Origin of the sequence: Bacillus sp. 17RED48, from assembly GCF_019837545.1 — a bacterium.
GTDB lineage: Bacteria > Bacillota > Bacilli > Bacillales > Bacillaceae_G > Bacillus_A > Bacillus_A wiedmannii.
This window is the reverse complement of record NZ_JADAXG010000002.1, coordinates 1,107,634-1,122,374: the sequence shown is the minus strand read 5'-3', so window position 1 is coordinate 1,122,374 and position 14,741 is coordinate 1,107,634. Positions and strand designations below refer to the sequence as shown.

Below are 14,741 nucleotides of genomic sequence, written 5' to 3'. Positions count from 1 at the left end.
TTGAAATACGACACTCATATCCACTTATTATAATGAAATTTGACGAAAAAAAACATTACAAATCATTTACATTTCGTAAAAATTCAATATATTTATAAAAAGTCAGATTTTTTATATTTTATTTTTGAGATGTAGAATAAGTATAAGTTGTTTTAGTAGAAATGAAAATATGTATTGTGAGAAAGTAATAGAGAAGTAAGATTTGTTGAAATATAGCCAAGAAGAAATGAGTAGGTTTACTTATTTCTTCTATATAATAAAGAAGAAATTTACGGATAAAGGAGAGAGCATAATGAATCATACATCATTCCGAGCAATCGTTGTGAACGAAACAGAAAGTAAGCAGTTTGTAAGAAACGTTGTAGAGAGAGAAGTAAGTAGTTTACCTGAGGGAGACGTATTAATACAGGTTCATTATTCTTCATTAAATTATAAAGATGCGCTTTCAGCCACGGGTAATAAAGGGGTTACGAGGAGATATCCTCATACGCCAGGAATTGATGCTGCGGGAGAAGTTGTGAGTAGTGAAGATGCAACCATTAAGGTAGGCGATCAAGTCATCGTAACGGGTTATGATTTAGGTATGAATACTTCTGGTGGTTTCGGAGAATATATTCGCGTGCCAGCATCTTGGATCATCCCTTTACCAGAGGGAATGTCATTAAAGGAAAGTATGATGTATGGGACAGCAGGTTTTACAGCTGCTTTATCAGTATATAAGCTTATTGGAGCAGGCATAACGCCTAGTATGGGAGATGTTTTAGTAACGGGTGCAACAGGCGGCGTAGGGAGTGTAGCTGTTAGTATTTTAAGTAAGCTAGGATTTAACGTAGTAGGAGCAACAGGGAAAATGGAAGAGGAAGAGATGCTACTACGTCTAGGAGCGAAACAAGTGATTCATCGTACGGAGTTGAATGATGAATCAGGAAGACCAATGTTAAAAGGGATATACGCCGGGGTTATCGATACTGTAGGTGGACATATGCTAGAAACCGCTTTAAAAACGGTAAAGTATGGTGGTTGTGTAACGACGTGCGGTAATGTGGCAGGGCAGGAATTACAAACAACGGTATATCCATTTATTTTGCGAGGCATAAGTCTTTTAGGAATAGATTCTGTGCAATGCCCAGTGGATGTGAGAAGAGATGTGTGGACGCTCTTAGCAAGTGAATGGGAAAATAATGAGTTACTATCTTATACAGAAGAATGTACATTGGAAGAGTTAGATGAAAAGTTTACACTTATATTGCAAGGAAAGTTAAAAGGAAGAACGGTTGTAAATATGAAATGAAAAGAGAGACGCTAACTTAAGCGTCTCTCTTTTCATTATAATGATTGTTTTAAATTGATTTTACCTTGTTCACCTAAAACACCATCAGCAATATTTACAGCGTGATCACCGATACGCTCTAAGTTACTTACCATATCAACGAAGATGATACTTGCATCACCTGAACAGCTACGTTCGTTTAGGCGTAATACGTGACGTTTACGAAGAACACGTTCCATTTGGTCGATTTTGCGTTCTTTTGCAATAACTGTTTGAGCTAATTCAGTATCGAAGTTTGTTAAAGCATTGATTGCATCTTGTAATGTTGAAATTGTTAACTCAAGCATTTCATTTAATTCAGCTAGTGCTTCGTCTGATAGTGAAACACGGTTTGAAATTTGGAAATCTACAAGTTCTACAAGGTTTTCTACATGATCACCAACACGTTCAATATCTCCAACAACACCAGCTAAAACGGAGTGTTTTTCAGAGTCTGAAGGTGAAAGCGGCTTTTCTGATAGTAAAACTAAATACTCGGTAATTTTTTTATCTAAATTGTTAATAGCTCCTTCTAATTGAGTAGCCATGTTTTCGTGCTTTTTGTCTTGTGTATTTAAATATTGATTCGCTTCTTTTAAGCCGTGTAATGAAAATTCAGCCATACGCACAACCTCTTTTTGAGCTTCAGTTAAAGCAATAGCTGGAGATTGCTCAATAAAGATTGGATTTAAATGTTGCGGTTTGAAGTTAATAGATGAATCTTCACCACGAATGATTTTTGTTACGATCCATGCTAATACTGCAATGAATGGGAACTGAATGATTGTATTCGTTACGTTAAATGTTCCGTGTGCAAATGCAATTGTCATTTCTGGATTTAAGTTTAATGACGTTTGGAAATATTGGATTAAACTTGTAAATGGTACTAATAAAATTGTAAAGATAATGGTACCGATAATATTAAAGATAACGTGAACTAATGCTGCACGTCTTGCGGCAATTGAAGTACCGATTGCTGCTAATACTGCTGTAATTGTTGTACCGATATTATCACCGAACAATACAGGAAGAGAAGCTTGTAAATCAATAGCACCTTGACCGAATAGTTCTTGTAAAATACCGATTGTTGCGCTTGAGCTTTGTACAATTAAAGTGAACACTGTACCGACAATAATTCCTAAAATTGGATTGTCACTCATGCTAACCATTAACTCTTGGAATGACTCTAAAGAGCGAAGAGGTTTCATACCTGCGCTCATTAATTCTAAACCGAAGAATAACATACCAAAACCGAATACAACTTGACCTACAGAATGTACTTTTTTATTTTTAAAGAAGAATAGTAAAATCGCTCCAACTGCCATAACTGGGAGCGCATATTCTCCGATTTTAATTCCGATAATAAATGCAGTAACTGTCGTTCCGATGTTCGCACCCATAATAACACCGATTGCTTGTCTTAATGTCATAAATCCGGCACTTACAAGTCCGACTGTTAAAGCGGTTGTTCCTGAACTTGATTGGATTAATACAGTAACTAACATACCTGCTAGTACACCCATAAGTGGGTTTGTTGTAAAGCGATCTAAAATATCGCGAAGACGATCACCAGCTGCTTGTTGCAGTCCATCGCCCATGTATTTAATCCCAAATAAGAAAATACCTAATCCACCAATGAACTGGAAGATCATATCTTGAACATTATATTCCACGCATTCCACTCCTTAAATTTCATGTACGATGTAATTATTAACTGAACCTTGAGGCACTGTAAACGGTTTGTTAGTAAAATTTACACTAACTTTACAAAGAGATAAAAAGTTTACAATTACTTAAAGAAACAGCTGTATTTTATTGGTTTTCATCTTATATAAATCTTAATTTTGTAAAGAAATCACACTTTTTAGAATAGTATTTTTCAGTTAAATATCAAGGAAAGCGTCTGCGAGTTCATCGTATATTTTTTGATGAAAGGTAAAAAAATATGTAGGAAAATGCATGTAGTTTTATAACAGCAAAAATACGATAAAAAAAGCTACTGAAATTATCCAGCAGCTTTTTCTCTGTTTTTATCTCCATGCTTTTGCTTTCTTATACTTGTGATGTAAATGAACAGGAATGCAATAAGTAATAGAGAGGAATAGCGATATACAGTTGCGTAGTTTGTAAAATGTGCAATGAATCCAAATATAATTGCGCCAGCGCCAATGCCGAGATCAAATGCTGAGAAGAATGTAGCTGTTGCGACTCCTCGTCGGTGCGGTGCTACTCGGTCGATCATCCATGCTTGTAGTGCAGGTTGAATCGCTCCAAAACCACTTCCGTAGCATGCTGCTGCAATAATTAAACTCGGAATGGTAGTTGTATACGACAATAAAATAATACCTGTAAACGTAATGATAACCCCTGGAATAATAACGAATGCATGACCTTTCGCATCGTATAACTTTCCAGAAAACGGACGAGTGACAGCGATTGCAAGTGCATTAAATAAGAAGAAGAGGCTTATATCAGCAATTCCGACTTCCGTAGCAAATAATGTAATAAAGCTCCCGATTCCTCCGTACATTAATGTAATACATAATATTAATAATGAAGGAAGTAAAGCTTTGCGCTCAATAAATCCATCGAGAAAAGTACCAGATGTTTGCTGTGGTGGTTGCGGCGATTTTTTGATTTGAAGTAGTTTCGTTAATATTAATGAAACAATTGTACATGAAAGTGCACATAAAAAAAGAATCGTGAAGTTATATGTTTGCATGAGCCAAAGTCCGATAAGTGGACCGAGCGCCATTGCAATCGTGCCAGAAAGACCGAAATATCCCATGCCTTCTCCGCGGCGAGCTTGTGGAATTAAATCTGAAACGACAGTTCCATATGTAGTCGTTGTAATACCAAAACCAGCTCCATGTAAAATTCGAACGGCAAGCAATAGGAAGATGGTTGAAGCGAAAAGATAACTGCCCATAGCGAGTAAACAAATAGCAGTACCGATCATTAAAATGATTTTTTTATTGAATTTTTGCAAGGCGTTTCCAGTTAGCGGTCGAACAAAAAGTGCTGCAACGGTAAACATGCCTACAACAAATCCGATATTGGAACTTGTGCCACCAATTTCTTTCACATAAACAGGTAAAGTAGGAATTAACATTTGAAACCCTAAAAACATACATAAGTTTGCAAAAATTAAAGCGACAAACTCTTTCGTCCATAATGATTCTCGTTTTACGAGTATTGCTTCTCCCATATATTCATCCCCTATATAAAATTTTCTCTTTTCTTTCGAGTATATGTATTGGTCAATGTAACAGTCAAGGAAGGTGCCTTGAAAACGTATAACAATTTTCGAGGTGGAAAAACTGACAAATTTGTGTAAAAGCTACACAACTATGAAAAAAAGTTGTAAAGTATAGATGTATAGACTTGTAGTTGTTATGAATGATAGAAATTGTTTTTTCTTTAAAGAAAGCGGATTCAAAAAGTAGTGAATGAGAAGGGGATATATACTTTTTCACTACATATATTTGAAAAGGTTTACAAAACAATGAAGAAAGAGGCGTGTACATATGAGACGATTAGGTATTTCTATTTATCCAGAACATTCAACGGTAGAGAAAGATAAGGAATATTTAACATTAGCAAGTAAATACGGATTTACACGTGTATTCACATGCTTATTGTCTGTAGATGGAGAGAAAGAGAAAATTATAGAAGAGTTTAAAGAAACGATCTCGCATGCAAACGCATTAGGGTTCCAAGTATTAGTTGATATTAGTCCGTCTGTCTTTACACAATTAGGTATTTCATATAATGATTTATCGTTCTTCCATGAGTTAGGAGCGTACGGTATTCGTTTAGATGTCGGATTCTCTGGTTTAGAAGAATCAATTATGACTTACAATCCATACGGCTTAAAAATTGAAATTAATATGAGTAACGGTACGAAATATGTAGATAACATTATGAGCCATAGACCAAATCGTGAAAATTTAATTGGTTGCCATAATTTTTATCCGCATCGTTATTCAGGATTATCATACGATCATTTCATTAAATGCTCGAAACAATTTAAAGATTACGGTATGAGAACGGCTGCTTTTATTTCATCATTTGATGCAACGTACGGACCTTGGCCAGTAACAGAAGGCTTATGTACGTTAGAGCAGCATCGTGAATTACCGATGACAACACAAGCGAAGCATTTATTTGCGACAGAATTAATTGATGATGTTATTATTGCGAATGCATATGCATCAGAAGAAGAATTACAAGCACTAGGTGCATTAAATAAAGAGAAACAAACATTTGATATAGGACTAGATGATACAACAACAGAATTAGAAAAAATTATTGTATTAGAGGAACCGCATTTTTATCGTGGAGATGTATCTGAATATATGATTCGTTCGACACAAAGTCGTGTGAAATATAAGAAAGAAGAGTTCAAACCGCATAATACACGCGAAATTAAACGCGGTGATCTTTTAATTGATAATGAACAGTATGGTCAATATAAAGGTGAATTACAAATTGCGTTAAAAGATATGGTGAACACAGGAAAAACAAATGTAGTTGGCCGAATTGTAGAAGAAGAAATTTTCTTATTAGATTATTTACAAGCATGGGATAAATTCGGATTTACATTAAAGAAATAGATAAAATGAAAAAGGAAAAAACTACTGACCTCAGCAGCTTTTTCCTTTTTATATATAAATTGTGAGAGGAAGAGCTATGACAAAAGTGCATCAGCGATTAATTTCTATTTTAGAGGAGTTTTTAGAAGAGAAGTCGATGTTAAATCGAGCGTTTTTAGCGAGCCGTTTACATGTATCAACGAAGACGATTCAAAAAGATATAAAATTATTAAATGATATATTGGAAGAAAACGGGGCGAAAATTGAATCGCAAAGAGGGACTGGATACGAACTAGAAATTATACAAACGAAGAAGTTTGAAGAGTTTTGCGTGGGCCTATTTCAAAAACAGACGGAAAAGATCCCAACTTCTTATGAAGAAAGGATAGCGTACATTCTGCAACGTATTGTAACGACAGAGGGGTATGTGAAGCTTTCACAGTTAGCAGAAGAGATTTATGTGAGTAAATCGACTGTGAATTTAATTATGAAAGATGTGACAGATATATGTGGTCGCTATCAATTACAAATTGAAAAGAGACCGTATTATGGTATACGTATTGTGGGAGAGGAGTTTCATATTCGTTCTTGTTTATCACAATATGGTTTACCGCGTTATGATCATACTCCGTTTCATGAGCAATTTGAACAGAGGGATACATATTTATCGTTACCTCATATCCCACTTATCCGTTCGGTTATATTAAAGTATATCGAGGGAGGAACGATATATTTATCAGATATTGAAATTGATAATTTAGTCATTCATATTGCAATTGCATTAAGGCGTTGTGAAGATCAACATTATATGAAAGGACTAAATGCGGAGCAATCAGAACTTATAATAAAGAAAGAATATACAATTGCGAAACAGATTGTAGGGGATTTAGAGAAAGAGTTGCATCTTTTATTTCCAGAAGAAGAAGTTTTATATGTGACGATGCATTTATTAAGTACTGCTGTTACAGCGAGAGATCGTTATGAAAATGTGGAAGAGCTATTAGGGAAAGATCTATATGCATTTATGCAACATATTCTTTTTAAAGTAGCGGAAGAACGGAATCTTATTTTTTATTATGATGAAGAATTATTATTTGGTTTTGGTGTTCATTTAAAAACGTTATTAAACCGTTTGAAGTATAAGTTAAATACGAGAAATCCTCTATTGGCAGAAGTGAAAAAGAATTATCCGTATGCTTTTGAAATTGCGGTTCTCGTAGGAGATATAATTGGTGAATATACGGGAGAATCGATTCCGGAAAGTGAAATTGGTTATATTGCGATTCACTTCGGCGGAGCGATGAGTCGTTTACAGGAACAGAATCAAAAGAAAAGATGTTTACTAGTTTGTGCGACTGGTCAAGGAAGCGCTCAGCTATTGAAATATAAAATTTTATCACAGTTCCGAGATAAATTAGAGATTGTAGGGATTACAGGTTATTATCAATTGAAAGTGGAAGACCTTTATAAAGATAAAATAGATTGTATTATTAGTACGATTCATATACCGAGTGGTTTGCCTGTGCCTGTTATAAAAGTGAACTCAATATTTGATGATAAAGAGCTTAAGTCAATCGGCCAGCAGTTGTTTATGCATGTGAATATTAGCGTGCAGCAGTATATAAAGGAAGATTTAATCTTTTTAAATCATAGCGCTTCTACGAAGGAAGAGGTTATTCAGTTTTTATGTGAGAAAGCTGCTGAGAAAAACTATGTACCAGAAAACTTTTATGATTCTGTTATGGAAAGAGAAAATACATCTCCGACAGCGGTTGGGAATTTAGTTGCGATTCCTCATCCGATGCAGTTATTAAGTGAGAAAACATTTTTGATGTTTTGTACACTTGATAAGTCCGTTGACTGGGGCGATAAAAAAGTACAAGTTATTATTTTATTTAGTGTAAAACGTAATAATAATGAAGATTTACAACGGCTGTATGATTTTTTATATGATATTATGTCTAGTCAAAGTGCGATAGAGAAATTAACGCATGTTGAAGGAATTGAAGATTTCCAAGAGGTATTACTATCTATATAAGAAAAGTATGTAAAAACTTCCGTTACACAACGGAAGTTTTTTATGTTTAATTGTATGCGTTTTCATAATAAGATAACAATATAGAAAAAAGATAGCTTGGGGGAATTTAAAATGACTGATATGCAAACTCCATTTGCGTTAATTTTACATGGTGGCAATGCGAGAAGCGCGGCGCTTGAAGCAATTGCTTTTGCAAGACAAGGAGATTTTGAGAATGCGAGTGAAAAGATGACACTTGCTAGTGAAGAAATTTCAGCAGCTCATCGTATTCAAACAGACTTAATTCAAGAGGAAGCAAGAGGAAATCATGCAGAAATCAGTTTACTGTTGGTGCATGCACAAGATCATTTAATGAATGCAATTACAGTGAAAGAACTTGCTGAAGAATTTATCACTCTTCATAAACGAGTAGAAGAGAAAGTGACAGTATAAGATGTACATTTTATTATGTTGTGCAGCAGGCATGTCAACGAGTATGGTTGTAAGAAAAATGCAAGAAGAGGCAAAGAAACAAGGGAAGGATTATAAAATTAAAGCAGTTGATTCAGAACTTGTGAAACTGGAAATAAAAAGTGCTGATGTTGTTTTAATCGGACCACAAGTGAAGTATTTGTTTCCAGCGGTACAGTTTCTTGCGAAGTCATACGATATACCGGTTGCAATAATAGAACAAAGAGATTATGGCATGTGTGACGGTTTAAAAGTACTGAAACAAGCAGAACAATTAGTTTTAGCATAATTATATTTTTTTAAATATAAACATTATAATGTTATAACTTTTTGTTCTTGCACAGTAAAAAGAAAGAGGAGGGGTATTGATGAATAGTTTTATGAGTTTTATGGAACAAAAGATTATGCCAACAACGCAAAAGATTGCAGGACAACGACATTTATTAGCAATTCGAAACGGAGTTATTTCTACATTGCCGTTAACGATTGTCGGATCATTTTTCGTTATCTTTTTAAATTTACCAATTGATGCGTATATGGAGTGGATTGCACCATTTCGCCATATTTTAGATATTCCATTCCGATTTACAGTAGGTTTAATGGCGTTATACGCAGCATTTGGGGTAGGAGCTTCACTCGCAAACTTCTATCAGCTCAATCAGTTAAGTGCAGGGTTGTTATCTGTACTCGCCTTTTTACTAGCATCAGTTGAACCAATTCAAATTACGAAAGCTGTACCAGGTGTTATTGATGCAGGAAGATACATTTCAGTAGGAACATTAAGTGCAACGTCTTTATTCGGAGCAATTGTTACAGCTTTAATTGCAGTAGAAATTTATCACTTTATGATTAAGCATAATATCTCGATTAAGTTACCAGACAGTGTACCACCAGCAGTTGCAAACTCGTTTGCAGCATTAATTCCAACTTTAGTTGTTATTCTTTTATTCTGGGGTATTCGTTACGGTTTGAAATTCGATGTGAATACAACAATCACATATTTAATCGCACCACTAAAATCAGTATTAGTAGGAAATAATTTATTCGGCGGTTTATTAACAGTATTCTTAATCGTGTTCTTCTGGTCATTCGGTATACATGGCCCAGCGATTTTAGGACCAATCATTCGTCCAATGTGGGATTCAGCAATTCTTGAAAATATGGAAGTATTCACAGCTACAGGAAATGCACATCAATTACCAAACTTATTTACAGAGCAATTTATTCAATGGTTCGTATGGATCGGTGGCTCAGGTTCAACATTAGCTTTAGTAATTATGTTTATGTTCTCTAAATCTAAGTTCCTAAAAGAGTTAGGTAGATTATCATTCGTGCCAGGTTTATTCAATATTAACGAACCGATTATTTTCGGGGCACCAATTGTAATGAATCCAATTTTAATTATTCCATTCGTTATAACACCGTTAGTGACAACGACAGTATCATATTTCGCAGTTGTTTCAGGCATGATTCCGCTCATGATGGCGAAACTGCCATTTACGATGTTAGCACCAATTGCAGCGATTATTAGTACGGACTGGACAATTATGGCTGGTGTACTTGTACTTATTAACTTTGTTATCTCATTCGTTATTTACTATCCATTCTTCAAAATGTATGAGAAACAACAAGTAGCAGGAGAGGAGAAAACAGAATGCTCGGAGCAATTATCATCTTAATTACATTCGTAGCGGGGCAGTGTATTGCTCATTATTCAAAATGGGTACAAAGTAAATCGTTATTAGTTTTACTACTTGTATCAATTGTATTTATCGGTAGTTCAATGGGTGCCTATGTAATGCTAAGCTTACAATCACCGTACGTAATTATTGTACCAACGATTTTATGTGCAACATGTTTATCTGCAAAATATAGATTTACGAGCATGGCATTAATACAACATGTGAAGGAGATGCAAAAGCATGGAGCGTAAATTAGGAATTTCACTTTATCCAGAGCATTCAACGAAAGAACAAGATATGGCATACATTTCGGCAGCAGCACGCTACGGTTTTTCAAGAATATTCACATGTCTATTATCTGTGAATCGTCCGAAAGAAGAAATTGTAGCTGAATTTAAAGAAATTATTAATCATGCAAAAGATAACAATATGGAAGTTATTTTAGATGTAGCTCCGGCAGTATTTGATCAACTTGGTATTAGCTATAGCGATCTGTCATTCTTTGCAGAGTTAGGTGCAGATGGTATTCGTTTAGATTTAGGTTTTGACGGATTAACAGAAGCAAAAATGACGAATAATCCGTACGGCTTAAAAATTGAGCTAAACGTAAGTAACGATATTGCATACTTAGAAAATATTCTTTCGCATCAGGCGAATAAACCAGCTTTAATTGGTTGTCATAATTTCTATCCGCAAAAATTTACTGGTCTTCCGTATGATTATTTCATTCGCTGTAGTGAACGCTTTAAAAAACACAGTATTCGTACGGCAGCCTTTATTACGTCACATGCAGCCGACATCGGTCCATGGGATATTAATGACGGATTATGTACGTTAGAACAACATCGAAATTTACCGATTGAAGTACAAGCGAAACATTTATGGGCAACAGGGCTTATTGATGATGTTATTATCGGAAATGCTTATGCGAGTGAAGAAGAGTTAGAGAAACTAGGAAACTTAAATCGTTACATGTTACAGCTAAAGGTACACTTTGTAGAAGAAGCGACTGAAGTAGAGAAGAAAGCGACACTGCAAGAATTACACGTAAGACGCGGCGACATAACAGAATATATGGTACGTTCTACAGAAGTACGTAAAAAGTACAAAGACTATGACTTCCCAGTGCGCGAAAGTGTACGACAGGAAAGAGGGCAAGTTGTAATTGGGAACAACTCATTTGGTAAGTATAAAGGTGAACTGCAAATCATTCTAAAAGAAATGCCGATAGATGAACGGAAAAATATTGTCGGTACAATTGCGGAAGAAGAGTTATTCTTACTAGATTATGTAGGAGCTTGGACGCAGTTTACTTGTGTGGAATAGGGGAGGAGAGGATGCTATGGCATCCTCTTTGTTCTGTTGAAATAGTAATCTATCGTATATAGAATGCAAAGAGATAGATTTAATTTGGACGGGAGAGAAGGAGATTGTCATCGCTCTTCGTTTTTTACATAAGTTTGTTAATCATGAAGAAGTTTTAAAGGCGTTTGATAAAGTATATAACAAACGAGGGAACTTATTTATGTCAGAGCGAAAGTGGATTCGGGATCATATTAGTTACTTTCAAGAGAAAGTTAGAATGTGAGAATCAAAAAAAGAGTCAGCCTCAATGAGACTGACTCTTTTTATACGAACTAGTTTAATACTTTAACTGTAACTGTTTTACGTCCCCAGTTACTTGATGTACCTTTATCAGGCATTAAAACGTCGATTTTATTTCCTTTAATAGCTCCACCAGTATCACCAGCGATTGCTACTCCGTAACCTTCAACCCATACTTTTGAACCTAATGGAATTACACTTGGGTCAACTGCAATAAGTTTCATGTTTGGATTAGCTGTTAAGTTATGACCTAAAGCTGATTTTACTTGGTCGCCTGCTTTATAACCATTTTCAAGTGGGTCTGCTGTGTAAGCTGTTGCTACAACACGTAGTTCACGAGAAGATGATGGTGCACTTGTTTCAGTTTCTTTTGCAACAGGTTGTTGTGTAGTTGGTTTTTGAGCTTTAGCCGTTTCACGAGCTTTAGCTGCCTCTTGAGCTTTAGCCGCTTCACGAGCTTCAGCTGCTTCTTGAGCTTTAGCCGCTTCACGAGCTTCAGCTGCTTCTTGAGCTTTAGCTGCTTCACGAGCTTTAGCTGCCTCTTGAGCTTTAGCCGCTGCTTGAGCTTCAGCTGCTGCCTCGGCTTTAGCCGCTTCACGAGCTTTAGCTGCTTCCCCGGCCTTAGCTTCTGCTTGAGCTTCAGCTGCTGCCTGAGCTTTAGCTTCTGCTTGAGCTTTAGCTGCTTCACGAGCTTTAGTTGCCTCTTGAGCCTTAGCTTCTGCTTGAGCTTCAGCTGCTTCACGAGCTTTAGTTGCCTCTTGAGCCTTAGCTTTTGCTTGCGTTTCAGCTACTTCACGAGCTTTAGTTGCTTCCACAGCTTTAGCTGTATCTTGAACTTTAGTTGTTTTTTCCACTTTAACTGCTGGTTGAACTTTAACTGGAGCTTTACCTGTTAAGTAAGGAACATGAACATAAGCTGTTTTTCCGTTATATTCAAATTGAATCCAGTCATTTTGCACTTGGTGTGTTGTTTCGATTACTTCATCCTGTTTCAACTTACCAATAATTTCTGAGTCTGTGTTTGCACCAGCACGTACGTTTAATACGTTTGCTGTTACGTAGTAAGTGTCTTTTGTATAGTCAGCGCTAATGAAAGCTTCTTTACCGCTATTCAATTTCACTTTTGACCATCCGTTTTCTGTATGTAAAACGTTAACTTTATATCCATCTAATAACTTTCCGACAACTTGTGATTCAGTAGTTGGGTTTTCTCGTACGTTTAGTACGTCAGTTGTTACAATCGTTTCTGCTTTAGCAGATGTTGTGAAAATCCCAAGACCAAAAACCGCTGCTGTTGCTATACCCATAAATTTTTTCATAATAGCCTCCATTGCATTTGTTTTCGTTGACCTCATTATAGCAACCATTATTTTCTTATTTGCGGAAAACACAAAACTACAAAGCATTCGTAACGGGTCATTAATATTCTGTAATAATTCCAGTAATATCCTAAAAGCGCTTTCTTATAGTTGTTAGGGGAGGTTAGAGCATGTGATACATAAAAATGAGAGTATTTCAATTTCTAATAGGTTAATAATGTTTCTGTAGTATTACGTAATTATTTCTTAATTGTTACAAAAACGACGTTTTTTGCTGTTGGAACAGGAGATTAGTTATGTAAAGATAACTATTTTAGTTGTGGAGAAATATAAATGAGGTGAAAATCAATGAAATATCGCTATAATTGTTACAAAATAAGTCGAGGTATGGAAAAAATTACGCCTTGATTTTAGTCTTTCACATATTATTTTTGCAATAATAGGATTCTGTAATAGCTTTAGTACGCTAAAATAATTAAAGGTGTTGATAACGTGAAACATATATAATAGAAGAAACACGATTTAATAGATAAATAAAAAACGTAGGAGTTGACACTCCTACGTTTTTTATTTACTCATATCGTAAACATTCAATTGGATCAAGTTTTGCAGCTTTGTTCGCTGGTAGTAAACCGAATGCAATACCGATTAGCATTGAGATACCTACTGAAAGAAGTCCAAGTTCTTTTGAGATAACGAGTGGCCATCCGGCAAAGATTGAGACGATCCAAGCGAAGAAGATACCGAGCATGAATCCGATGAAACCACCGAGTCCTGTTAAAATACAAGATTCAATTAAGAATTGTGTTAATACTTTACCGCGCGTTGCACCAAGTGCTTTACGAATACCGATCTCACGTGTACGTTCTGTTACAGATACAAGCATAATGTTCATTACACCGATACCACCAACAAGTAAAGAAATAGCAGCGATACCACCGAATACCATTTTCATCATACCGATGGACTCGTCTAATTGCTTCGTAAATTCACCTAAATCTTGTGCTTCGAATTTATGCTCAAATTTAGGAGCTTTCATTTCGTTTAAAACAGAAGCAGCTTGTTTTTCTACACTTTTACGTTCTGCTGGCGAAGTTAATATTAATCTTACAGAGTCATACTCAGTTACTCCTGAGATTACAGGAGCGTTTTCAAGTGATGTATAACCTTCTGACATAGCCATTCCGAAATCATTTTTTGCTTCATACACACCGACTACTTTATATGGCTTTCCTTTTATATCAGTATATAAATTTGATTCCCAACCATTAAACAATTTGTTGAAAGCTTCTTCATTTAAAATAACAGCAGGAATTGCTTGCTTTAATTCACTATCATTTAATTCACGACCGTGAACTAATTTTATTTTCGCATCTGTCATGAAGGCGCCTGTTCCACCTTTTAAATCAAGAGAGACATCTTTTGAACCAGAAGATGCTTTTACTTTCATACTTACATCTGGATACACATCTTTAACACCAGGAACAGTTTGAAGACGTTTTAACATATCAGCTGTAATTTTGGCACTATCAGTTCCGTAATCAGGGTTGTTGTAGTAAATCGTTACTTCAGTATCTTTTCCTTGGCCTAACTCTTTTTTAAACTTTGCGTTTGTACCATCACCCATTGAGATGATAGTAATAATGGCACTAATACCGATAATAATACCTAACATCGTTAATATGGAACGCATTTTATGGGCAAAGATAGAGGAAAGGGCCATGCGTATATTTTCACTCGTGT

At 35.6% G+C, this 14,741-nt stretch carries 12 protein-coding genes and 1 pseudogene; 9 read left to right on the top strand and 4 right to left on the bottom strand.

From position 1 onward, the window contains the following. Nucleotides 1–292: 292 nt before the first annotated feature. Complete coding sequence (locus ILT06_RS12575) at nucleotides 293–1,291, top strand: YhdH/YhfP family quinone oxidoreductase (protein WP_088047968.1); 999 nt, start codon at nucleotides 293–295, stop codon at nucleotides 1,289–1,291. A 35-nt stretch (nucleotides 1,292–1,326) separates the two neighbouring features. Here the strand turns inward: ILT06_RS12575 and ILT06_RS12570 are convergent, their stop codons facing one another. After that, nucleotides 1,327–2,982 (bottom strand): Na/Pi cotransporter family protein, encoded by a 1,656-nt coding sequence (locus ILT06_RS12570; protein WP_088047967.1) that lies wholly within the window; start codon nucleotides 2,980–2,982, stop codon nucleotides 1,327–1,329. 332 nt (nucleotides 2,983–3,314) lie between these two features. Then, entirely contained in the window at nucleotides 3,315–4,517 is a 1,203-nt protein-coding gene (locus ILT06_RS12565; RefSeq protein ID WP_000503276.1) for an MFS transporter, read from the bottom strand. 319 nt (nucleotides 4,518–4,836) lie between these two features. Between ILT06_RS12565 and ILT06_RS12560 the strand changes: the two genes are divergently transcribed. The 8 genes and pseudogenes from ILT06_RS12560 to ILT06_RS12525 form a co-directional block, all read left to right on the top strand. Further along, the gene (locus tag ILT06_RS12560; RefSeq protein ID WP_064473887.1) at nucleotides 4,837–5,925 is read left to right on the top strand and encodes a DUF871 domain-containing protein; all 1,089 of its coding nucleotides are present in this window, start codon (nucleotides 4,837–4,839) and stop codon (nucleotides 5,923–5,925) included. A 76-nt stretch (nucleotides 5,926–6,001) separates the two neighbouring features. Continuing rightward, entirely contained in the window at nucleotides 6,002–7,942 is a 1,941-nt protein-coding gene (locus tag ILT06_RS12555) for a BglG family transcription antiterminator (RefSeq protein ID WP_222655148.1), read from the top strand. Between the two features lie 111 nt (nucleotides 7,943–8,053). Next, nucleotides 8,054–8,374, top strand: a complete 321-nt coding sequence (locus ILT06_RS12550; protein ID WP_000131328.1) for a PTS lactose/cellobiose transporter subunit IIA — start codon at nucleotides 8,054–8,056, stop codon at nucleotides 8,372–8,374. 1 nt (nucleotide 8,375) lies between these two features. Beyond that, nucleotides 8,376–8,681, top strand: a complete 306-nt coding sequence (locus tag ILT06_RS12545) for a PTS sugar transporter subunit IIB (RefSeq protein ID WP_064473885.1) — start codon at nucleotides 8,376–8,378, stop codon at nucleotides 8,679–8,681. A 79-nt stretch (nucleotides 8,682–8,760) separates the two neighbouring features. Beyond that, complete coding sequence (locus ILT06_RS12540; RefSeq protein ID WP_222655147.1) at nucleotides 8,761–10,071, top strand: PTS sugar transporter subunit IIC; 1,311 nt, start codon at nucleotides 8,761–8,763, stop codon at nucleotides 10,069–10,071. Further along, nucleotides 10,047–10,325 (top strand): hypothetical protein, encoded by a 279-nt coding sequence (locus tag ILT06_RS12535; RefSeq protein WP_088047963.1) that lies wholly within the window; start codon nucleotides 10,047–10,049, stop codon nucleotides 10,323–10,325. The genes ILT06_RS12540 and ILT06_RS12535 overlap by 25 nt, the downstream gene beginning before the upstream one ends. Further along, on the top strand, nucleotides 10,315–11,400 hold the full coding sequence (locus ILT06_RS12530; protein WP_222655146.1) for a DUF871 domain-containing protein: 1,086 nt from the start codon (nucleotides 10,315–10,317) through the stop codon (nucleotides 11,398–11,400). Before ILT06_RS12535 ends, ILT06_RS12530 begins: the two co-directional genes overlap by 11 nt. Nucleotides 11,401–11,488: 88 nt before the next feature. Next, nucleotides 11,489–11,662: pseudogene (locus tag ILT06_RS12525) on the top strand (HEAT repeat domain-containing protein); the annotation flags it as partial. A 49-nt stretch (nucleotides 11,663–11,711) separates the two neighbouring features. On the opposite strand, the gene entC reads toward ILT06_RS12525, so the two are convergent. After that, nucleotides 11,712–13,121, bottom strand: a complete 1,410-nt coding sequence (entC, locus tag ILT06_RS12520) for a cell wall-binding protein EntC (protein ID WP_222655173.1) — start codon at nucleotides 13,119–13,121, stop codon at nucleotides 11,712–11,714. Between the two features lie 448 nt (nucleotides 13,122–13,569). Then, a complete protein-coding gene (locus tag ILT06_RS12515; RefSeq protein ID WP_406655986.1) occupies nucleotides 13,570–14,721 on the bottom strand; it encodes an ABC transporter permease in 1,152 nt (383 codons plus the stop codon). Between the last annotated feature and the right edge of the window lie 20 nt (nucleotides 14,722–14,741).

Bases quoted from the DNA above. Each gene is read 5' to 3' on its own strand.
- ILT06_RS12560 (WP_064473887.1), top strand. From the start codon at position 4,837: ATGAGACGATTAGGTATTTCTATTTATCCAGAACATTCAACGGTAGAG.
- ILT06_RS12565 (WP_000503276.1), bottom strand. From the start codon at position 4,517: ATGGGAGAAGCAATACTCGTAAAACGAGAATCATTATGGACGAAAGAG.
- ILT06_RS12550 (WP_000131328.1), top strand. From the start codon at position 8,054: ATGACTGATATGCAAACTCCATTTGCGTTAATTTTACATGGTGGCAAT.
- ILT06_RS12540 (WP_222655147.1), top strand. From the start codon at position 8,761: ATGAATAGTTTTATGAGTTTTATGGAACAAAAGATTATGCCAACAACG.
- ILT06_RS12530 (WP_222655146.1), top strand. From the start codon at position 10,315: ATGGAGCGTAAATTAGGAATTTCACTTTATCCAGAGCATTCAACGAAA.
- ILT06_RS12535 (WP_088047963.1), top strand. From the start codon at position 10,047: ATGCTCGGAGCAATTATCATCTTAATTACATTCGTAGCGGGGCAGTGT.
- ILT06_RS12515 (WP_406655986.1), bottom strand. From the start codon at position 14,721: ATGGCCCTTTCCTCTATCTTTGCCCATAAAATGCGTTCCATATTAACG.
- ILT06_RS12555 (WP_222655148.1), top strand. From the start codon at position 6,002: ATGACAAAAGTGCATCAGCGATTAATTTCTATTTTAGAGGAGTTTTTA.
- ILT06_RS12545 (WP_064473885.1), top strand. From the start codon at position 8,376: ATGTACATTTTATTATGTTGTGCAGCAGGCATGTCAACGAGTATGGTT.
- ILT06_RS12575 (WP_088047968.1), top strand. From the start codon at position 293: ATGAATCATACATCATTCCGAGCAATCGTTGTGAACGAAACAGAAAGT.